Origin of the sequence: Acinetobacter sp. WU_MDCI_Abxb74 (assembly GCF_025513915.1) — a bacterium.
Lineage (GTDB): Bacteria > Pseudomonadota > Gammaproteobacteria > Pseudomonadales > Moraxellaceae > Acinetobacter > Acinetobacter calcoaceticus_C.
The window spans coordinates 27779-48151 of record NZ_JAHPRP010000012.1 but is presented as its reverse complement, the minus strand read 5'-3'; the positions used below and the strand labels follow the sequence as shown (position 1 = coordinate 48151).

Below are 20373 nucleotides of genomic sequence, written 5' to 3'. Positions count from 1 at the left end.
ATTGCTTTATCCCAAGAGGAAACCAAAAACAGAGGGTAATTATATGAATATGCTTAAAGTAATGATGATGACTGCTGGTATGACTGCCGCTGGTGTAGTTCTAGCGAATACACCAGTCAATCAGGCTGCAATTGCTCCGGCAACTGTCACCACGGTAAAACAGGCATTAACGGCTAAAGATAGTACACCAATAAAATTACATGGTCAGGTTGTAAAATCTTTAGGTGATGAAAAATATCAATTTCGTGACAAGACAGGTAGCATTACAGTTGATGTAGATGATGAGCTTTGGCAAGGTCGTCCTATTTCACCAAATACAAATGTAACTTTAATTGGTGAAGTAGACATTGATTATAAACCTTTAAAACGCGTCGAAATTGATGTGGATCAAGTTCAGTTTTAATTAATAATCTTAGATGTATTGCCTTTAGCCGCATTTTAATAATGCGGCTTTGCTTTTTTAAAAAAGGCTAGGCAAGATTAAATCAGGATATAACAGGAAAAATAGATGAGAATTTTGCTTGCAGAAGATGATCGCTCTCAAGCTGAAAGTATTCAATCATGGTTAGAGTTAGATGGTTATCAGGTCGATTGGGTGGAAAGAGGTGATTATGCGCTTACGGCAATCGAGCAGCATGACTATGATTGTATTTTGCTTGATCGGGGGCTGCCTCAACTGGCTGGTGAAAAAGTTTTAACAACGATCCGTCATAAACAAAAAAATGTTCCTGTTATTTTTATTACCGCACGTGACAGTATTCATGACCGAGTAGAAGGACTAGATTTAGGCGCAAATGATTATTTAGTTAAACCTTTTAGTTTAGAAGAATTATCTGCTCGAATCCGCGCTCAATTACGCAAGCAAACGTTGAGTCAGCAATCGATTTTAACGTGGGGAAATCTGCAACTCGATACACAAGCAAAAGTTGTATCGTGTGCTGGAAAATCTATTGATTTAACAGCGAAAGAGTTCCAAATATTGCGTAAGCTGATGGTGCATCCTGAACATATTATTACACGTGATCAATTAGAAGAAGCGCTCTATGCATGGGGTGAGGAAATTGAAAGTAACGCAATAGAAGTATTTATTTATCAGCTTCGAAAAAAAATCGGGAGTAGCTGCATTAAAACCATACGGGGGCTAGGCTACCGTATGGGAGATTTAAAATGAAATCAAATCGCTCATCCTTGCAGTCGCAACTGGTTAAAACCACGATGTGGAGTAGTGTCGTGGTGGGCTTGCTGGCTTTAAGCTTACTCACTATATTTTCTATTTATCACAACATGTCAGTGCAAGACGAAATCATGGATGAAATTTCAGACACATTGCTAGTTTCTGATCTTTCTGGGCACTCTATGAAACAGTTTGATGAGCTCAGTGATGAGTTTGATATTCAGTATGAGTTATTAGACGCAGGCCAAGTACTTACTCATTCTCATAGCTATCAGCACGAGCTTTTTGAACAAGGTAATTTATCAGAAGGTTTTTCATATTTTTGGTTTGATGGTCAATTATGGCGTAGTTTGGCTACACAGCAAGACGACTCCCAACTTCAAGTTGAAGTCTTTCAGCCAATGAGTACCCGTATCGAAGAAGTACTCAAGGCACTTGCTGGGTATAGTGGTCTTATGGTGTTGTTCTGGCTGCTACAATGGGTCATTGTCAGTTGGCGTACTGAACAACAATTGGCTGCGTTAAATCTACTTTCTAAACGTATTGCCCAAAAAACAGCATCAAATTTAGAACCTATTCAAGACCCAGATGTCATTACCGAAATTCAGCCTGTGATTGATGCGCTAAACCAATTACTTGCAAGGTTGCAAAGGGCATTAGTCGCTGAACAGCGTTTTACCGCAGATGCTTCTCATGAGTTACGATCTCCATTATCTGCCATACAAATGCGTCTTCAGGTTTTGCAGCGTAAATATCAACATGTTCCAGAACTTCATCAGGACTTTGAGCGTATACAGGAAGACGTTTCAAGAAGTACAAAAATACTTGAAAATTTATTGCTTCTTGCTCGCTTGGAACCCAATGAAGCAGAGCAGCCGGAACTTCCCAAGGCGGTTATCGATTTAAATTACTTACTGGCCAGAGTCATTGAAACTGTAGATTTGGATGCACAAGCTAAACAAATGTTGATAAAGACAAATACCTTATCGACAGAAACTAAAATGTTTGCGAATGAAGAATTGCTCTTTATCGCTTTTAGAAATTTATTTGATAATGCCATTCGTTATAGCCCGACTTTAGGCTCTATACATGTTGAGATTAGTCAGGATGAACAGCAAATTAAGATCTCTATACAAGATACTGGAAATGGTGTCGATGATGAGGTATTGCAACGTTTAGGACAGCGTTTTTTTCGGGTATTAGGTACTCAGCAGCAAGGTTCAGGGTTGGGAATTTCGATTACACGAAAAATTATTGAATTGCATAACGGTGAATTACATTTTATGCATGCTGAACAGGGTGGTTTGAGGGTGGAGGTTAATCTTCCATTATAAAAAATAGCATGGTTACCCATGCTATCCATTTTTTGTTTTCCCACGAATATTATTGAAACGCGAGTGTATTTTTATTTAGTTAAAATAAGACGGTTATTGCGAGTGAGGCGTAAACGATATTCCTCGCCAGCATGCATAATGCGGATTTCGCGGCCTAATGCAAAGAGGTTATTAGAATGTAACATTGGTAAGGCGTGAGCTGTTTCATTGTTACGAGTAAATAAGCTAAAAGGTGCGTTCATTTGTTGTGCTCCGTGGTATGTTCTTGAACGATTTAAATGATAATCATTATCGAATAGGTCTGTCAATGATATTTTAAAGATTTTATAAAATGATAAAATTTGCTTACACTTGAGAAAAGTTTTAGAGAGTAGAAAAATGCCTAAACCGATCGTTGATGTCGCAATAGCCATCTTAATTCATCGTGGAAAAATATTAGTTGGATGGCGCGAAGAGCAGCAGCATCAAGGTGGAAAGCATGAGTTTCCTGGTGGAAAGGTTGAGCAGGGGGAAACACCCGAAGAAGCCTGTCGCCGTGAAATCTATGAAGAAGTCGGTATCGGTTTAAAAGATTGGCATCAGTTTGATTATATTCACCATGAGTATGACGACATTATTGTCAATTTACATTTATTCCATAGTTATGTGCCTGATGAATTATTAAATCTTATTCATCAACCATGGGCATGGTACACACGGGAACAGCTACTTCACTTAAACTTTCCAAAAGCCAATAAAGACATCATAAAGCGACTCTATTGGCCTCATCTCATCAAAATCAGCCATATGCTTACGCCTGTAGAGCGTAGCAATACTTTATTGTACTGGCGTATAGAAGATGAATCTGAGCAGCAATATATAAAGCAATTAAGTGCTTTAGATGAAAATCAGTTATTAAACTTAATTATTAATACAGATATTTGGCAGCAGTTGAGCCCTGAGTTAAAGAAACAGATTAAGACCGTTCATTTAAAACAATCTCAGCTCATGAATTTGCAGAAGGGCGATTTAACAGTAGGCGTACGCTATATTGCCGCTTGTCATGATGCGGTTTCTTTAAAGCAGGCTGAGCAGATTGGTTGTGATGCTGTTTTTATTAGTCCTATACAACCAACAGCAACTCATCCAGAAGCTGTGGCATTAGGGTGGGAACGCTTTGCTGATCTAGCCCAAACTAGCCAGATTCCAGTTTTTGCATTGGGAGGAGTGCATCCTGATGATTTAGCCACTGCACAGCAGCATAGTGCATATGGCTTAGCAGGTATTCGTAATTTCTAATAAGAAAATAGAAAAGCATTAAAAGCTAGAGGGCTTTTAATGCTTGTTGCGCTTCTTGAACAGTTTTTTGATTATTACGTTGTTGCCCAGCTTTTAAAATGGTCAACCAAAGCTGCTTTTTCATGGCCTGACTTTGGGCAAAACTTAAACCACGTCGTGCTAGAGACTCAGCATTAGAATATTGCTGTTTATGATTTGCCGTAAGGGCAAGAAATAAATAAGTCTCAGCTGCTTGTGGTGCTAAACGCTGTGCTTGGAGTGCATAGCGTTCAGCTTCTGACCATTGCTGGTTTTTGTAAGCCTGTTGTGTCTTTTGCATTAACACTTTAAATGCAGGTAATTGACTTCCATCATCATTAAAGCGTTGGAGCTTCTTTTGCTGCGGAACAATGACCTGTAAATTTTTGCGTTGAATTTCTGGATGCTCATAAGGTGTAATTTTTACACCCGATGGAGTTTCCGTATTTTTCTTCACTGGCGGGGTTGGTGTTTTCTCTTTGGAGCCAGAATGATCAGGCAAAGTTGTACAGCCGACCATAAGTACAGCACCAATATAAAAAACACCTTTCTTCAACATATCCTACTTTCCTGTTAACGCTTAGTTGTTATAACTACCACTTGAAATGACTCGTGAGTTGTTTGACAGATCTTGTTCCATCTGGCTTTCACTTTCACGAATATAACTGTCGGTATTATCATCCTGAGAGTCAAGCGTTGTGTTATCACTTTGTGGCGTATATGTTGGATCAACTTGATAATACGGCGCTCCACATGGCGTAGCACGATGTGGAACCGTGTGCGTTAGCATCGGAATATACATAGCACCATCACAAGCCTGTGCTGATAAATCACCTGATGCACGATCAATCCACTGCCACTGTACAGTGTCTGGCTGACGTATATTTACAGGAGTCTGACGTAATTGCTTCATCACATTAATCCATACGGGCAATGCACCAGATGAGCCCGTTAGGCCAGTAACTTTGTTGTCATCTAAACCTAACCATACGACAGCAACGTGATTACCTGAGTAACCTGCAAACCATGAATCACGTGTGTCGTTAGTCGTACCTGATTTACCTGCCAATTTTAACGCTGGAGATAAGCTGCTATAAGCTGCACGACCAGTACCCGAAGACATCACCTGTTGTAGACCATAATTCATGATATAGCCGACAGAAGGATCAATCGTTTGTTGAACATTAAGGCCATAACGGTCAAGCAGACGACCATTCGCGTCTACGACAGATCGAATTGCACGAGTTGGATATTTAAAACCACCTGTAGCGAAGTTCTCATAGATTCCGAGCACTTCCATTGGTGACATATTGACTGCCCCAAGGAAAATTGAAGGGTAGGCAGGAATTGTTGATTCAACACCAAACTTTCTTAAATTATTGCTAAATGTAGATAGACCAAATTCTTGACCCATGCGTACAGCAGATAGGTTATATGAATTTGCTAATGCTTCACTCAGGCTGACTACACCATGTCCACCACCACTGTAGTTTTTAGGAGTCCAGCTTTTTCCTCCATCTACAGGAACACTAATCGGCGCATCTTCAATTTGGCTTGCCCAGTTATAGCGTCCAGATTCAATAGCACTTAAATAAATCACAGGTTTCAATAAAGAACCGACTTGACGTTTCGCATCTAAAGCACGGTTAAAACCAGTGAAGTCTTGTGTAGAACCAACCGCTGCAACTAACTCGCCATTTTCAGGATGCGCAATCAGTACCGCGCCTTGTAAGTTTTTCAAACGCGCTGGATTACTGTTAGCCAAACGATCTACTGAAGCTTTAAATGCGTTTTGAACTTGAGTTTGAGTAATTGGATCTAAGGTCGTAAAAATACGTAATCCCTGATTGGTTAAATCACTTTCTTGATACTCTGTACGTAATTGACGACGGACAATATCTAAAAAGTCTGGGAATTTTGCAGGGCCTAAACTTGGTTTACTTAACACATTTAAAGGACGTGCAATTTCATCTTCATATTCGGCTTGAGTTAAATAACCCATCACACGCATATTATTTAACACGGTATCGCGGCGTTTTTTTGCACCTTCAGGGTTTTTCCAAGGGTTATATAAAGAAGGACCTTGAACCAAACCTACTAAATAAGCTTGTTGTGCAACACTAAGTTCACGTAGCGGTAAACCGAAATAAAATTGTGAAGCCAAACCATAGCCATTAATTGAATAGCTACCATTTTGACCAAGGTTTACTTCATTTAAATAGGCTTCTAAAATTTCATCTTTGCTGTAATGCAGTTCGATGAGTAAAGCCATTAACGCCTCATTAACTTTACGTTTTAATGTGCGTTCTGGAGTGAGATAGAAATTTTTAACTAATTGCTGAGTCAGGGTTGATCCACCTTGACGTTTTCCACCTGTGACATTACTGACCAATGCACGAGCCGTACCGCGAATTGAAATACCATGATGATGATAAAAATTGCGATCTTCTGTAGAAATTAACGCTTCAATGAGTGGTTTAGGGACATTATTCAGTTTAATGAGTACACGGTCTTCATTGTGTTGAGGATAAATTCCTCCAATGAGTAGCGGTTCTAAGCGCGCAACGCCTGTTGAAGAAGGTTTGGTACTTCGAACTTCAACAACTTGATCATTGGCAAAACTTAACTCTAGTACTTGCTCTGGTTCAACACTATCACCGTAGTCAAAACCACGTGTGTGGATATACATATTGCTGCCTTGAGCAACATAACTTCCAGACTTGTCATAATTACTTGAAGTTTTGTAACCCAATAGCTTTAATTCTTGAGTGAAATTTGCTTGAGAAATAGGTGCGTTGTTATAAATTTCCAAAGGTCGTGCAAACACTTTGGCAGGAATATCCCAACGCTGTCCTTCAAATTTTTCACGGATAATATTATCTAGACGAATCAGATAGATACTAAGAGCAATAAAAGCACCAATGATTAAAATCGAAAAGATTAGTGCAAAGAAACCGATACCACGTTCAAACTTCATAAAAATGAGATAAAAACCCTAACAATGCCTGTAATGATGCGATAGCTTGTCATCAATTTGCAATGATAAAACTGTGAATAATTGGAAAAGTTAGATTGAATTTTACAGCATCTTGTAGTTATGTTTTTTTAAATTAATCGGGTTAATGTTATTATAGGCGAGTATCGCAGCGGAGCTTACTCATTCGTGCAAATTTCACATAAGTCCTTCAGAAACGTCGGGTTAATCGGTCGACCAGATAAATCATCAGTTGTAGAAACACTATGTTTAATTCATGATCATTTGTTGAACTTAGGTTTGAACCCCATTTTTGATCAGGAAACAGCCGAATTAGTGCCTTATGATCATGCACAGATAGTAAGTCGCCATTTATTAGGTGAAGTTGCTGATTTAGTTATTGTGGTTGGAGGCGATGGTTCGCTACTCCATGCGGCGAGAGCGTTGGTCCGTTACAATACGCCTGTAATAGGCATCAACCGTGGACGACTAGGTTTTTTAACTGATATCAAACCTTCAGAAGCGATTTTTAAACTTGATCAAGTCCTTCAAGGGCATTTTCAACTTGATCGCCGTTTCTTACTTGAAATGGAAGTACGAACAAATGGCGAAGTTATTTATGATGCAATCGCTTTAAATGATGTTGTTTTGCATTCGGGTAAGTCCGTCCATATGATTGACTTTGAACTCAACATTGATGGTCAATATGTTTATCGTCAGCATAGTGATGGTTTAATTGTTTCTACTCCAACAGGATCAACGGCTTATGCGTTGTCAGGTGGTGGACCAATTTTACATCCAAGTATGGATGCGATTGCATTAGTTCCAATGCATCCCCATACATTGTCATCACGTCCCATCGTAGTCGGCGGGCAAAGCGAAATTAAAATTGTTATTCGCGAAAATCGAGTTTTGCCGATGGTGAGTGCTGATGGACAACATAGTATATCGCTGAATGTCGGAGATAGTTTACACATCCGTAAACATCCATTTAAACTAAGTTTATTGCATCCACCAGGTTATGATTTCTATATGGCCTGCCGTACCAAACTTGGTTGGAACCAAGATTTTGAATCTTTTCAAAGAGATGAATCATGAATATTGAACAAATGCTATCTGTTTTAAACCCTGAAATTGTAGAGCGTTTAAAAACAGCAGTAGAAATTGGTAAATGGCCAAATGGCGTTGTTTTAACAAAAGAGCAGCGTGAAACTTGTATGCAAGCTGTCATCGCTTGGGAATTAAAGAACTTACCGGAAGAAGAACGTACTGGTTATATTGACCGCGGTAAGAAAGAAGAAGGTGAAGTTTGTGAAGATGATCATCACAAGCATGAGCCAGAATTTAAGCCAATTCGTTTTGTTTAATTTAAGAAGCTCAGTGATTACTGGGCTTTTTTTATGTTTATCAAAATATAATAAAGAATCCTATGAAACGTTTAAAACCTATTTACGTACTATTATTTCTAATATTGTTTAGTGGTGCTGCATTAGCCAAACAGCCGATTGAATGTTTACTCAACGTGAAGGTTGTTGCGAGTCGGAAATACACTTCACCTCAAGCTAAATATACAAGTATAAAGAACGACGGTTATCCCATGTTATTGATTGGGATTCAGGTGCTGGAGTCGCAAACAATACGAAGCTCCCAAAAGATCAAAGCGCATCATTTATATTGTAAGACACTTATTGGTCAACAACGAGATGCTTATCTTTCGGGTTCCTACGATTCTAATAAGATTACAATCAAAATAGGTGATCACTTGAAACTAAGAAATATTCATTCTTCAGGTCAGGAATATCCATTTTGGCCAGATTTTTATTATATTGAACCTTAAAACCAAGGCTATCCGATATAACCTTGGTCATTCATATATTAGAAACGACTATTCCATAATGCTTTTGCTTTCAGCATTGCCTCTTCAAAACTAGTAGCAACTCCCATGGTATATAGTGCAATTCCGATGGTTTCTGTTACTGCCATTTCTCCATATTCATGATGCTGCTGACCTAACCATACTGCTTTAAAAGTTGCTAAATCTAATTCTTCTTCAGTTGGACTACGTTCAGGTGTGAGCTTTGGTAACTCATGTTCATAGAGTTCACCATTTTTAATGCCACAAATGAGTGTTTTGGCATCCGGATTTCGCTCAAATTCACCGCCTTCACCCTTAATGACTGCACTATTTTGATAGCCTAAGCGCAGTGCACTATGTTGATGGGAAGTTCTATAAGCTGGATGGAATATAGCTTGTAAGGTGACCTTTGCATTAAAAGGATTTATTAAGCGGGCTAAAGTATGAATAGGCGAACGTAATCCCATCACATTTCTCAAGGAAATCAGTTCACTTAAAACAGGTGAAATCACGTCTAATGGTAAGTATGCGAAATTTTGCTCTGCTAGATGTGTACGAACGTCTTGTTCTGAATGACAAATTGGATAATCAAGATATTCTAAAACCTGCTCGGTATAAACTCGATTCAGTGTGTGACCTGATGCGCCGTGCATGACAATTTTATAACCGTGCTGTGCAAGGGTGAGGGCTGCTAACAAAAACCATGGGTAGTGTTTACGTTTACCTGCATAGGATGACCAGTCTAGATCGACATCTAAAGGCTTAAAATTAAGCTGGTCTCTAGTCGCTTGAACAAATCCCGCGAGTTCATCAATAGATTCTTCTTTAACCCGAAGCAGCATTAAAAAAGCGCCTAACTGCACATCAAGCACTTCACCTTTTAAAATCATGGTAAATGCCTGATAAGCTTCTTCATAGCTTAAAGAGCGTGAACCACTTTTTCCTTTCCCTAAAATACGGACATATTGAGCAAAGGGGTGTTCAGCATCTTTATAAATATTACGTTTAGTATTCATCATAGTTCAAAAGCAATAAAAATGTGGGATGTAGGCAGCTCAAAATGAAATGTCCACAAGTGTTTAATCAATATGACATAAAAAACCGCTGAAAAAATATCAAAAGTGTTTCTTATACTAAAGTCTTAGAGCTTCCTGAGTGTTTTTTATGCGTATTAGCCAAAAAATTAACCGAATTGTTATTTAATTCGAGTAAACTTTCTTGTGCTTTTTTGAGCACTCATATCATAATTTTCTGTGATTCTCCTATATCTTCAGCTTTTTATTGAAAGAGTAAGAGGTTATTTCTAACTACTCAAAGTGGTTAGAAACTTTAGGTATTCTCCTGTTTTAGAAAACAACTTTTTTGTTTTCATTGAGGTAGTAGGAAGGTTTTTTGTCTACAAAGAACCGTTTCCCTTTTGCGGTGTTATTGTAAAAGGTTAGGGCTGTGTATTCGTAAAGAATAGACGTTTCATTTTGGTATTTCCAACGGACTTGGAAATATAGATTGAAGTAAAGTTATGGCTAAAAAACCGATTTATAAATCACTTTATTTTCAAGTGATTGTTGCGATTATTGCGGGTGTTTTGGTAGGGCATTTTTCCCCAAGCACAACGCAAATTGTCAATGGTGTCGAACAACATATCCCAGGTTTAGGTGAGCAACTCAAGCCATTAGGTGATGCCTTTATTCGTTTGATCAAGATGATCATTGCCCCTGTTATTTTCTGTACCGTGGTAAGCGGTATTGCTGGCATGGAAAGCATGAAGTCAGTCGGGAAAACGGGCGGCGTTGCATTATTATACTTTGAGATCGTTTCAACAGTTGCACTTCTGATTGGCCTTGTTGTAATTAACATTGCTAAACCAGGTGTAGGAATGAATATCGATCCTACAACGCTAGACACCTCGGGCATTCAAAAATACGTCAGTTCTGGTGAGTCACAATCTACCATTGATTTCTTAATGCACATTATTCCAGATACGGTTGTTGGTGCATTTGCAAATGGTGAAATCTTACAAGTCCTTCTTTTTGCAATTCTCTTTGGGTTTGCTTTACATAAGTTAGGTGATGCTGGACGTCCAGTTTTAAAATTTATTGATCAAGTTGCACATGTGTTCTTTAACATTGTGAATATGATCATGAAACTGGCTCCGATTGGTGCATTTGGTGCGATGGCATTCACCATCGGTAAATATGGCGTTGGTTCACTCGTACAATTAGGGCAATTAATTCTCTGTTTCTATATTACATGTTTACTCTTTATCTTCTTGATCTTGGGTACAATCAGCCGTATTAGTGGATTCAGTATCCTCAAGATGATTCGCCTGATTCGCGAAGAGCTATTAATTGTACTTGGTACATCTTCTTCTGAATCTGTTCTGCCGCGTATGTTACGTAAACTTGAAATTGCAGGCTGTGAAAAATCAGTCGTCGGTTTAGTCATTCCAACAGGTTATTCATTTAACCTTGACGGTACATCAATTTACTTGACCATGGCTGCAATCTTTATTGCTCAGGCAACGAATACACAGCTTGATATTCAACATCAGATCACTTTATTGCTGGTCCTCTTAATTTCATCTAAGGGTGCTGCAGGTGTAACTGGCTCTGGCTTTATTGTTATGGCAGCAACTTTATCTGCTGTAGGACATATTCCAGTTGCAGGTTTGGCATTGATTTTAGGTATTGATCGGTTCATGTCAGAAGCCCGTGCTTTAACCAACCTTGTTGGTAACTCTTTAGCAACGATTGTGGTTGCTAAATGGGTCGGCGCTTTAGATAAAGATAAGCTCAACGATGCCTTAAATAATCCTGATGAAGTCGACAGAAAAATGATGGAACCAAAAACTCCTCAAGTCGCTGAAGGCCTAGATTAATTCAAATAAACCTATATAAAAAAGGAAGCTAAAGCTTCCTTTTTTATTGGCTGACTGAAAAGTACAGTTTTAATGAGCGGCTATGCCATGACAGTTGCTAAAAAAATGATTAGCATGCACAACAACGAGATTTGATAAAACAATAAAGCTGAAGGAAAATATTATGTTGGCATACGATGCAGATTTAGAATTATTCCGTGATAATTTTAAACGTTTTATGAGTGAGCATATCGCGCCTCACTATGACCAATGGGAACGCGAAGGAATCATGCCTCGTTCAGTTTGGAATCAATTGGGTGAAAATGGCTATTTATGTGTGGATATTCCAGAAGAATATGGTGGTTATGGCGTTCCAACATACTATTCATTAATGTTGGTTGAAGAGTCTGCACGTGCTGGTTTTTGTGCATTATCAACAGCCATTTCTTGCCACTCTGAAATTGCTGCACCCTATATTTTACACATCGGGACAGAAGAGCAAAAACAATACTGGCTACCGAAAATGGTAACAGGGGAAGTCGTTGGTGCAATTGGTATGACTGAACCGGGAGCAGGTTCGGATTTACAATCAATGCGTACCAGTGCCATCTTGCAAGACGATCATTATTTATTAAATGGTTCAAAAACCTTTATTTCAAATGGACAGCATGCTGATCTTGTTGTACTTGCAGTAAAAACAGATCCTCAAGCGCGTGCAAAAGGTGTTTCATTATTATTAGCTGACACTCACTTAGAAGGCTTTAAAAAAGGAACCAACCTCGACAAAATTGGCCTGCATTCTCAAGATACCTCTGAGTTGTTTTTTGACAATGTGAAAGTACCGAAAGACCAGTTGCTTGGTCAAGCGGGGCACGGTTTTGCTTATTTAATGCAAGAATTACCACGTGAACGTACTGCCATTGCATCTACTGCAATTGGGGCAATTCGCGGTGCAATTGATTTGGCAACAGCGTATGTAAAAGAACGCCAAGCATTTGGTCAACCCATTTCACAATTCCAAAATACTCGTTTTGTTTTGGCACAAGCAAAAATTGATGAACTTGCTACAGCGGCTTTTTATGAAAGAAACGTTGCTTTATATCAAGAAGGCAAACTTGATGTTGAAACGGCTGCGGCATTGAAAAGTTTCAGTAGCGATATGCAAATGAAAGTCGCAGATAATTTGCTCCAACTTTTTGGTGGTTATGGCTATATGACCGAATATCCAATTTCACGTTTCTTTGTAGATGCTCGTATTCAACGTATTTACGGTGGTACAAACGAGATTATGAAAGAAATCGTAGCACGTGGATTAATTGGTAAAGCCTAATTAAATAGGTTTAAAAAAAAGCCTGTCTTCGAGCAGGCTTTTTTGGGTTACTTTGTAGGTCGATGAAGTACAGGATAGTTTTGTTGTTTCGGTAGTTGGTGTAATGCATGATTAATCTTTCTTAAAAACTCATCGGCTTCATCTTGACGAACTGAATCTTCGGTGTAGGTGCTACGCTTTTGAATATTGACACTACAACCAATTATTTCCATATTTTCAGGATTAAAAGTCCAGTCATTTGGATTCTTTAAATTAATATTTAAATCGCTTTCACAGCTTTTCCATAAACGTAAAAACTCATTTGATAATTCTGTTCTAAATCCTCGTACTGGATAAACCGAAAATCCTTTCATCTCGGGATTGGCAAATTGCACAAACATGTCTACAGGCATACCACCCCAAACGATTGCAGTATGTTCTGGTAAAGTGATGCTAGTTAAATTTTTCTCTTTTAATGCATGCGCTTGTTCATATTCCTGCTTAAAATGTTGTGATTGATAAGTGAGTTTGGTTTTAGGCGGTAAAGTAATACCTCGGATTTGATTGCTCACAGAAGTGATATAGTACGGGGAACGATCACTACCATTACAACCCGCAAGTGTTGAACATCCCCCACAGGCAGTTAAGCTGATACTTATAAAACTTAGCAGACCTAAAACAATAATTTTATTCATTCTATTTTACTGTTGTTATGACATCTTTAAGTAGTATAACCAATCTATGCTTTGATAGATCTATCTTTAAGAGAGGTGACATGCTTCTCTTTAATTTAGGTATGTTTTATTTAGCAGCTTGCTTTGTAGGCTCATCAAATAAAGATTTACAGCTTTCTAAGTTTTGGCACGAAGCAAACATAAGTGCTTTCGGTAAGCTGCTATATAAATTAGTAATATGCTGTTCAGCAGGATTGTAAAAATGCCAATAACTAAATTGGTTTGAACGTTTATTTTCCAGAGCTTTAAAGAAATCTGTTTCATTAAACGTATTAGTAAGTTGAGTGCGAGGTCCGCCTTGTTCATGGGTACCGACTGTGGTCATGAGCATTGGCGCTGTGAGTGGGTTTTGAGTTTGCCATTGATTCAACTTTTGAAATAGCATGCCTTGATCAAACCAGAGAGATGGGCTTGCAGCAAAGTAACGCTGGAACGCAGCAGGCTTTTGAAAAAAATGATAAAGCACAAATAAGCCGCCAAAAGAATGTCCATATAGGCTCTGTTGTTGGCTATTCATTGGAAACTGTTTGGCGATTTCTGGTTTGAGCTCATCGTTTAAAAATGCGATGAACTGGTCAGCACCACCATATTTATATTTACCTTGTGCCTGAAATTCAGCAGAAGGTTTTGGCGTGTAATCATAAGCACGTTTTTGTGCATCAAAAGTTTTTTGTTTAGGGTAACCGACCGCGACGATCATCAGCGGGTCTAGGCCTAATTTTGTAGAACCAGCGCCAATAGATTGAGCGATATTGACTGCACTTGGAAAGGTTGCATTTCCATCTAAAATATAAAGTACCGGATAACCATGTTGTGGTGGGGCAACGGGTGGTTTATAGATTTGAATTAAATAATCATGGCCTGTATTTTTAGATTTAATTTGAAATTGTGCCTGATTATTTTGAAAAACGATTTTTGATTGATTTTGTATAGGATTTTGAGCTAAAGCAGCACAACTTATTAAAGTACTTAATAAAAAACTAGAAGATAAACAGAAAAATGATTTATGCATAATAAACAATAATAAAATTTATTATGTAAATGATAAATGAAAATCATTATCAAATAAAGTGATCAAAGAAATGTGAGCAAAAAGGTTAATGAAAAAAGCTCTTACAGCCATATTGCCTAACAAATCAAAGCAGACTATTGTTATACTCTCGTTTAAAAGATGATTTTACTGAGGCTGCATTCTAATGATCAACGATGATCAAAACAAAACGACTTCTCTTAGTTTAGAACAAATTCGCGAAGATATTGATAGCGTAGATCAACAGATTCAAGAATTATTAAATCGCCGCGCAAGCCTTGCTGAAGCTGTTGCAAAAGCTAAATTTGCTTCTGAAGAGAATCCTTTGTTTTATCGTCCTGAACGTGAAGCGCAGGTATTACGTAAAGTCATGGAGCGCAACCAAGGTCCTTTATCTGATGTGACTATGGCGCGTTTGTTCCGTGAAATTATGTCTGCTTGCCTTGCTTTAGAAGCGCCACAAAGTATTGCATTTTTAGGACCAGAAGGGACTTTTACTCAGTCTGCTGTGCTTAAGCATTTTGGTAAAGATGCGGTTGTACGTCCACTTCCAACCATTGATGAAGTCTTCCGTGAAGTGGAAGCAGGCAGTGCACATTACGGTGTGGTTCCAGTCGAGAACTCATCTGAAGGTGTTGTGAACCATACTTTAGATTGCTTCAAAACATCGAATTTAAATGTGATTGGTGAAGTTGAATTACGTATTCATCATCAATTTCTTGTTTCTGAAAATACACGTAAAGACAGTATTAAGCAGATTTATGCTCATCAACAAACTTTGGCTCAATGTCGCCAATGGTTAGATGCGCATTATCCGGGTGTTGAGCGCGTTGCTTTAAACTCAAATGCAGAAGCTGCACGTCGTATTCGTAATGAATGGCATTCGGCAGCGATTGCATCTGATATTGCAGCAGGCATGTATAACCTTGAAATCTTACATAGCAATATTGAAGATAATCCGGAAAACACAACACGATTCTTAGTCATTGGCCGTGAAAAAATTCCACAAAGTGGCAATGATAAAACATCGTTATTGATTTCAGCGCATGACCGTGCGGGTGCTTTATTAGAAATTTTAGCGCCATTTGCAAAACATAATATTAGCTTAACAAGTATTGAGACTCGTCCAGCATTACCTGAAAAATGGGCATATGTATTCTTTATCGATTTAGAAGGGCATATCGAACAAGAGAATGTTGCTGCTGCGATTAATGATATTCGCCCAATGGTGAAAGAGATCCGTATTTTAGGTTCTTATCCTGCCGCTGTTCTGTAATCACTTATGTTGGAATAATGACATGCATGAAGATAAGCATGTCATTATGCTTAAAAACAAATTGCTCAATGGTTTAAATATCTTTGAGCAAAAGCAAAGTTGAAGTTATGTCACAACCCCTATTTAAAAAAGTTGCATTTATTGGTTTAGGACTCATCGGGTCGAGTTTAGCTCGTGTTATTGTTGCAGAAAAGTTGGCGACAACTATTGTGGCATCTACACGCTCACATAAAACTTTAGAAGATGCAAAATCACTTGGTTTAATACACGAAGGATTTTCTGATCCGGTTGAAGCCGTGAAAGGGGCAGATTTAGTCGTTTTAGCCTTGCCAGTGCGTGCTACACAAAAAGTGCTTGAGCAAATTAAACCTTATTTGTCGGCAACCACAATTTTAACCGATGTAGGAAGCACAAAAGGTAATGTCGTTGATGCAGCGAAAGCTGTATTTGGTGAAGATTTACCAGAAGGTTTTGTACCGGGGCATCCTATTGCGGGTAGTGAACACACAGGTGTTCACGCGGGTAAAGTTGACTTATTTGCAAATCATAAAGTGATTTTAACGCCGTTACCAACAAGTGCAGAATGGGCTGTTAATAAACTGATTCAACTTTGGTCGGCAGCAAAAGCTGAAGTCATTTGTATGGATGTTGCCAAGCATGATGAAGTGCTGGCACATACGAGTCATCTACCACATTTAATGGCATTTAATCTGGTCGAGCAACTTGCGAATCGTGAAGATAATCTCGATATTTTCCGTTATGCAGCAGGTGGTTTTCGTGACTTTTCGCGGATTGCTGCCAGTGATCCACAAATGTGGCATGACATTTTCTTTGCCAATAAAACAGCCATATTAAATGCTGTAGATGGTTTTGAAAAACAGCTTACAGTACTTAGAAAATTGATTGAAAACGAAGATTCTCATGCATTAATGGGTTTACTCGGCCATGCTCAAGCAGCACGTCAGCATTTCAATCATATGTTAGCCAAAAAACCTTTAATGGAGAAAAATAAGGTGACACAGCAATTCAGTATCTTACCGGGAAATAAAACTTTTAAAGGTAAATTTACCGTACCGGGTGACAAATCTGTGTCACATCGCTCCATTATGTTTGGTGCTATTGCCGAAGGCACTACTCATGTCACTGGCTTCCTTGAAGGTGAAGATGCATTAGCAACTTTGCAAGCTTTCCGTGATATGGGAGTAAGTATTGAAGGTCCTAACAATGGTGAAGTGACTATTCACGGTGTGGGCATGCATGGTTTAAAAGCACCAGTAAGTGCTTTATATATGGGCAACTCTGGAACAAGCATGCGTTTGCTTTCAGGTATGTTATCAGCTCAAAAGTTTGATTCTGTCATGACAGGTGATGCTTCACTTTCTAAACGTCCAATGGAGCGTATTGCTAAACCATTGCGTTTAATGGGCGCACAAATTCGAACTACGGGTGAAAAAGGTACACCACCTGTCAGCATTACTGGCGGTCAACAATTAAAAGCGATTCAATACGATTTACCAATGGCATCTGCTCAAGTGAAGTCTGGTATTTTGCTTGCTGGCTTATGGGCTGAAGGTGAAATTTCTGTGACAGAACCAGAGCCAACACGTGACCATACTGAACGTATGCTTCGTGCATTTGGTTATGATGTTAAAACTGAAGGCAACAAAATTTCTCTAGTTGGTGGCGGCAAATTAGTAGGTACTGATATTCAAGTACCATCAGATATTTCATCAGCTGCTTTCTTCATGGTAGGTGCTGCAATTACTGAAGGTGCCGATGTTGTTCTAGAGGCCGTAGGTATTAACCCAACACGTACTGGCGTAATTGAAATTTTAAAACAGATGGGTGCTGATCTGACTGTTGAAAATGAACGTATTGCAGGCGGTGAACCTATTGCTGATATTCATATTAAAGGTTCACGCACGCTTAAAGGCATCCATATGCCTGAAGACCAAGTGCCTTTAGCAATTGATGAATTCCCAGCTTTATTTATTGCAGCAGCTTGTGCAGAAGGACAGACCGTATTAACTGGCGCAGCAGAGCTTCGCGTGAAAGAGTCTGACCGCATTCAAGTGATGGCAGATGGCTTAAAAATCATGGGCATTGACTGCACACCAACTGAAGATGGCATCATTATTGAAGGCAAGGGTAAGTCTGGCGATTGGTCACCAATCTTTACAGGTGGTGAAGTTGAATCACACCATGACCATCGTATTGCCATGAGCTTTAGTATGGCAGGCCTTCGTAATTCTGGTCCGATTACGATTCAGGGTACGGAAACAGTTGCTACCAGCTTCCCAACTTTTACTGAGTTGGCGAATCGTGCAGGCTTAACGATTGAAGTTAGCCAATAACTTTTTACCTAACACATTTTATAATTGCTAACACAATAGCAACGGCAGCAGCGGGCTAAATGCTTGGCTGCTGTTTGTTTATTGCTTATGCTAAGTGCAGATAATGATAAAAGTGTTAGGATAAAGGATGAAAAAATTACAATTTATTGCCAGTTGCCCACAACATGGGGTGCTTGATCATCCACCAAATGAATGCCATATCACCCAAGAATATGTAGCGGCTTTATTATTTAAACAATTGGAACATTATGGTTTTGATGCGCAGCATATTGTGCATGAACATGAAAAAGTAGAAGTCAGTATTGATAATCATCTTTTGCCGTTGTCTATTACTTGTCAAAAAACAGACCATGATGGGCATTTGATGTGTGAAATTTCTGCCAATCCCGATGAAGAGCAAGATTGGTTTGAGAAAATTGAAACACAAAGTATTATTCGTCAACTTGCACAGGCAGTTGAAAATAGTTTGAAAGCCGATCAAAGCTTTTCAGCATTTGAGTGGAAAAGCTAAATAAAACAATTGATAAGTTTCTACGATTAAATACGGCTTTTTAACGAAGCCGTATTTTTTATTTAAATTAAATATAAAAATACAAAATCTTTCCTGAAATCCCTACCTATCTTTAATGTGTTGTGTATATTGAAATTATTACGATATTTACATCATTAGAGCGTGATTTTCATGACACAGGTTGATATTGCAGCGTTATCTCCTCAAGTCGTTTGGCAACATTTTCAAACACTTTGCACAATTCCTCGTCCATCAAAACATGAACAGCAACTTCGCCAATATTTGCAAGATTGGGCAGAAAGTCGAAATTTAGAAACTTACGTAGATGAAGTAGGAAATTTGATTATCCGTAAGAATGGTACGATGGGTAAGGAGCATGTGCCCGGAGTCATTCTTCAAGGCCATTTAGATATGGTCACACAAGCCAACACTGGCACAGTACACGACTTCTTTAAAGACCCGATTCGCCCAGTTCTTGAGGATGGCTGGTTAATTGCTAAAGATACCACTTTGGGTGCAGATAATGGCATTGGAGTAGCCTTGGCTTTGGCAGTTTTAGATTCAAGTGACTTTGCTCATGGGCCAATTGAAGTTCTTTTAACCATTGATGAAGAAGCAGGCATGAGTGGTGCGCGCCTTTTACAGGCAGGTGTGCTAAAAGGAAAATGGTTATTCAATATTGATACAGAAGAGTGGGGCGAGTTATATCTCGGATGTGCTGGTAGTATCGATGTTGAAGTGGCACAGCCACTTAATTATGAAAAAATTCCTGAAGACTTGACTGCCTTGAACATTCAGGTTGCTGGCCTCAAAGGTGGTCATTCTGGTGTAGATATTCATTTAGGACGTGGCAATGCCAACGTTATTTTAGCCCGCTTTTTAAATGAGTATTTAGCAAAGCTTGGTGGAAGACTTGTTGAGTTTAGTGGTGGTTCAGCTCGTAATGCGTTGCCTAGAGAAGCAGTTGCCACTATTGCAATTTCGCCTAATCAGTTACCAGAACTAGAAAAGTTACTCTCTGAATATCAAACGACATGGAAAAAACAGCTACAGGGTATTGATGACAATCTGCAATTAAGTATTCAATCAACTGGTGCTGAAGTGACTGAAGTGATTGCTCTGCAGCAGCAAGGCGAATGGCTACAAGCTTTGGCAACAAGCCCATACGGCGTTGCAAGTATGAGTCAGGCTCTACCAGACGTGGTTGAAACCTCAAATAATCTTGGGGTTGTAAAACTAAATCGAGAGGGTGGAAAAGCTGTTTTAATGGTTCGCTCAATGGTAAATCAAGAAGCTGAAGATTTTGCAAAGAAAATTCAGGCACATTTTAGTCAATTTAATATTGGCTCTACACTCACACCGTTAGTTTCAGGTTGGACACCAAATCCTGATTCGGCTGCTTTAAAGTGCTTACAGCAAGCCTATCAGACCGCTTTTAATATCGAGCCAAATCTCAAAGTAATTCATGCAGGACTAGAGTGCGGGATTATTGCCGAGCACTATCCAGATTTGCAGATGGTTTCATTTGGACCAGACATTCAAGGAGCGCACGCACCGGGTGAGCGAGTAAAAGTAGATACGGTAGAGAAATGCTGGAAGTTGTTGGTGACGGCTCTAGCATCTGTAAAGTAATTTTTTAGAAATAAGAAGCTCATTAGTGAGCTTCTTA

General features: G+C 38.9%; 19 protein-coding genes. 13 read left to right on the top strand and 6 right to left on the bottom strand.

The window, feature by feature from the left end; translation table 11 throughout:
* Positions 1-43: 43 nt before the first annotated feature.
* The 3 genes from KTH84_RS16500 to KTH84_RS16490 all read left to right on the top strand — a co-directional run bounded on the left by KTH84_RS16500 (position 44) and on the right by KTH84_RS16490 (position 2508).
* Complete coding sequence (locus KTH84_RS16500; RefSeq protein ID WP_202741571.1) at positions 44-403, top strand: NirD/YgiW/YdeI family stress tolerance protein; 360 nt, start codon at positions 44-46, stop codon at positions 401-403.
* Positions 404-508: 105 nt separating this feature from the next.
* Entirely contained in the window at positions 509-1171 is a 663-nt protein-coding gene (locus KTH84_RS16495; protein WP_262474272.1) for a response regulator transcription factor, read from the top strand.
* On the top strand, positions 1168-2508 hold the full coding sequence (locus KTH84_RS16490; protein ID WP_262474270.1) for a sensor histidine kinase: 1341 nt from the start codon (positions 1168-1170) through the stop codon (positions 2506-2508). The genes KTH84_RS16495 and KTH84_RS16490 overlap by 4 nt, the downstream gene beginning before the upstream one ends.
* Before the next feature lie 71 nt (positions 2509-2579).
* Here the strand turns inward: KTH84_RS16490 and hemP are convergent, their stop codons facing one another.
* Positions 2580-2750, bottom strand: a complete 171-nt coding sequence (hemP, locus tag KTH84_RS16485) for a hemin uptake protein HemP (protein WP_004643472.1) — start codon at positions 2748-2750, stop codon at positions 2580-2582.
* Positions 2751-2886: 136 nt separating this feature from the next.
* Here hemP and KTH84_RS16480 point away from each other — a divergent pair, with 136 nt between their 5' ends.
* Positions 2887-3786, top strand: a complete 900-nt coding sequence (locus KTH84_RS16480; RefSeq protein ID WP_262474268.1) for an NUDIX domain-containing protein — start codon at positions 2887-2889, stop codon at positions 3784-3786.
* A gap of 25 nt (positions 3787-3811) precedes the next feature.
* On the opposite strand, the gene KTH84_RS16475 is transcribed toward KTH84_RS16480, so the two are convergent.
* Together KTH84_RS16475 and mrcB are read right to left on the bottom strand one after the other, a co-directional pair.
* A complete protein-coding gene (locus KTH84_RS16475; protein WP_202741575.1) occupies positions 3812-4363 on the bottom strand; it encodes a tetratricopeptide repeat protein in 552 nt (183 codons plus the stop codon).
* A gap of 21 nt (positions 4364-4384) precedes the next feature.
* Complete coding sequence (gene mrcB / locus KTH84_RS16470) at positions 4385-6781, bottom strand: penicillin-binding protein 1B (RefSeq protein WP_133972531.1); 2397 nt, start codon at positions 6779-6781, stop codon at positions 4385-4387.
* Between the two features lie 186 nt (positions 6782-6967).
* Between mrcB and KTH84_RS16465 the strand changes: the two genes are divergently transcribed.
* The 3 genes from KTH84_RS16465 to KTH84_RS16455 all read left to right on the top strand — a co-directional run bounded on the left by KTH84_RS16465 (position 6968) and on the right by KTH84_RS16455 (position 8615).
* Complete coding sequence (locus KTH84_RS16465) at positions 6968-7876, top strand: NAD(+) kinase (protein WP_003650688.1); 909 nt, start codon at positions 6968-6970, stop codon at positions 7874-7876.
* Entirely contained in the window at positions 7873-8145 is a 273-nt protein-coding gene (locus KTH84_RS16460; protein ID WP_133972533.1) for a YeaC family protein, read from the top strand. The genes KTH84_RS16465 and KTH84_RS16460 overlap by 4 nt, the downstream gene beginning before the upstream one ends.
* A 62-nt stretch (positions 8146-8207) precedes the next feature.
* Positions 8208-8615 (top strand): hypothetical protein, encoded by a 408-nt coding sequence (locus KTH84_RS16455; RefSeq protein ID WP_003650692.1) that lies wholly within the window; start codon positions 8208-8210, stop codon positions 8613-8615.
* Positions 8616-8653: 38 nt separating this feature from the next.
* On the opposite strand, the gene KTH84_RS16450 is transcribed toward KTH84_RS16455, so the two are convergent.
* Complete coding sequence (locus KTH84_RS16450) at positions 8654-9649, bottom strand: glycosyl transferase family protein (RefSeq protein WP_262474262.1); 996 nt, start codon at positions 9647-9649, stop codon at positions 8654-8656.
* Between the two features lie 503 nt (positions 9650-10152).
* Between KTH84_RS16450 and KTH84_RS16445 the strand changes: the two genes are divergently transcribed.
* Positions 10153-11511, top strand: a complete 1359-nt coding sequence (locus KTH84_RS16445; RefSeq protein ID WP_133972539.1) for a dicarboxylate/amino acid:cation symporter — start codon at positions 10153-10155, stop codon at positions 11509-11511.
* Positions 11512-11674: 163 nt separating this feature from the next.
* Complete coding sequence (locus KTH84_RS16440) at positions 11675-12820, top strand: acyl-CoA dehydrogenase family protein (protein ID WP_202741578.1); 1146 nt, start codon at positions 11675-11677, stop codon at positions 12818-12820.
* Between the two features lie 47 nt (positions 12821-12867).
* On the opposite strand, the gene KTH84_RS16435 is transcribed toward KTH84_RS16440, so the two are convergent.
* Together KTH84_RS16435 and KTH84_RS16430 are read right to left on the bottom strand one after the other, a co-directional pair.
* Positions 12868-13494: a hypothetical protein gene (locus tag KTH84_RS16435; protein ID WP_262474258.1), complete on the bottom strand. Its 627-nt coding sequence runs from the start codon at positions 13492-13494 to the stop codon at positions 12868-12870.
* A 106-nt stretch (positions 13495-13600) separates the two neighbouring features.
* Entirely contained in the window at positions 13601-14545 is a 945-nt protein-coding gene (locus KTH84_RS16430; RefSeq protein ID WP_262474256.1) for an alpha/beta hydrolase, read from the bottom strand.
* 184 nt (positions 14546-14729) lie between these two features.
* Between KTH84_RS16430 and pheA the strand changes: the two genes are divergently transcribed.
* From pheA to KTH84_RS16410, 4 genes are all read left to right on the top strand, one after another.
* The gene (gene pheA, locus KTH84_RS16425; RefSeq protein WP_003650703.1) at positions 14730-15839 is read left to right on the top strand and encodes a prephenate dehydratase; all 1110 of its coding nucleotides are present in this window, start codon (positions 14730-14732) and stop codon (positions 15837-15839) included.
* A 107-nt stretch (positions 15840-15946) separates the two neighbouring features.
* Positions 15947-18193, top strand: coding sequence for a bifunctional prephenate dehydrogenase/3-phosphoshikimate 1-carboxyvinyltransferase (locus KTH84_RS16420; protein ID WP_197730993.1), 2247 nt, complete (start codon positions 15947-15949; stop codon positions 18191-18193).
* 127 nt (positions 18194-18320) lie between these two features.
* The gene (locus KTH84_RS16415) at positions 18321-18704 is read left to right on the top strand and encodes a hypothetical protein (RefSeq protein ID WP_042897158.1); all 384 of its coding nucleotides are present in this window, start codon (positions 18321-18323) and stop codon (positions 18702-18704) included.
* Positions 18705-18875: 171 nt separating this feature from the next.
* Positions 18876-20336 carry an aminoacyl-histidine dipeptidase gene (locus tag KTH84_RS16410; protein ID WP_262474253.1) on the top strand — a complete coding sequence of 487 codons (1461 nt, stop codon included), beginning with the start codon at positions 18876-18878 and terminating at the stop codon, positions 20334-20336.
* Positions 20337-20373 lie beyond the last annotated feature (37 nt).

Excerpts from the sequence above, each read along its gene's own strand:
- KTH84_RS16490 (WP_262474270.1), top strand. The coding sequence starts at position 1,168 with ATGAAATCAAATCGCTCATCCTTGCAGTCGCAACTGGTTAAAACCACG.
- KTH84_RS16455 (WP_003650692.1), top strand. The coding sequence starts at position 8,208 with ATGAAACGTTTAAAACCTATTTACGTACTATTATTTCTAATATTGTTT.
- KTH84_RS16440 (WP_202741578.1), top strand. The coding sequence starts at position 11,675 with ATGTTGGCATACGATGCAGATTTAGAATTATTCCGTGATAATTTTAAA.
- KTH84_RS16500 (WP_202741571.1), top strand. The coding sequence starts at position 44 with ATGAATATGCTTAAAGTAATGATGATGACTGCTGGTATGACTGCCGCT.
- KTH84_RS16460 (WP_133972533.1), top strand. The coding sequence starts at position 7,873 with ATGAATATTGAACAAATGCTATCTGTTTTAAACCCTGAAATTGTAGAG.
- KTH84_RS16420 (WP_197730993.1), top strand. The coding sequence starts at position 15,947 with ATGTCACAACCCCTATTTAAAAAAGTTGCATTTATTGGTTTAGGACTC.
- KTH84_RS16410 (WP_262474253.1), top strand. The coding sequence starts at position 18,876 with ATGACACAGGTTGATATTGCAGCGTTATCTCCTCAAGTCGTTTGGCAA.
- KTH84_RS16480 (WP_262474268.1), top strand. The coding sequence starts at position 2,887 with ATGCCTAAACCGATCGTTGATGTCGCAATAGCCATCTTAATTCATCGT.
- KTH84_RS16475 (WP_202741575.1), bottom strand. The coding sequence starts at position 4,363 with ATGTTGAAGAAAGGTGTTTTTTATATTGGTGCTGTACTTATGGTCGGC.
- pheA (WP_003650703.1), top strand. The coding sequence starts at position 14,730 with ATGATCAACGATGATCAAAACAAAACGACTTCTCTTAGTTTAGAACAA.
- KTH84_RS16430 (WP_262474256.1), bottom strand. The coding sequence starts at position 14,545 with ATGCATAAATCATTTTTCTGTTTATCTTCTAGTTTTTTATTAAGTACT.
- KTH84_RS16435 (WP_262474258.1), bottom strand. The coding sequence starts at position 13,494 with ATGAATAAAATTATTGTTTTAGGTCTGCTAAGTTTTATAAGTATCAGC.
- hemP (WP_004643472.1), bottom strand. The coding sequence starts at position 2,750 with ATGAACGCACCTTTTAGCTTATTTACTCGTAACAATGAAACAGCTCAC.
- KTH84_RS16450 (WP_262474262.1), bottom strand. The coding sequence starts at position 9,649 with ATGAATACTAAACGTAATATTTATAAAGATGCTGAACACCCCTTTGCT.
- KTH84_RS16495 (WP_262474272.1), top strand. The coding sequence starts at position 509 with ATGAGAATTTTGCTTGCAGAAGATGATCGCTCTCAAGCTGAAAGTATT.
- mrcB (WP_133972531.1), bottom strand. The coding sequence starts at position 6,781 with ATGAAGTTTGAACGTGGTATCGGTTTCTTTGCACTAATCTTTTCGATT.
- KTH84_RS16415 (WP_042897158.1), top strand. The coding sequence starts at position 18,321 with ATGAAAAAATTACAATTTATTGCCAGTTGCCCACAACATGGGGTGCTT.
- KTH84_RS16445 (WP_133972539.1), top strand. The coding sequence starts at position 10,153 with ATGGCTAAAAAACCGATTTATAAATCACTTTATTTTCAAGTGATTGTT.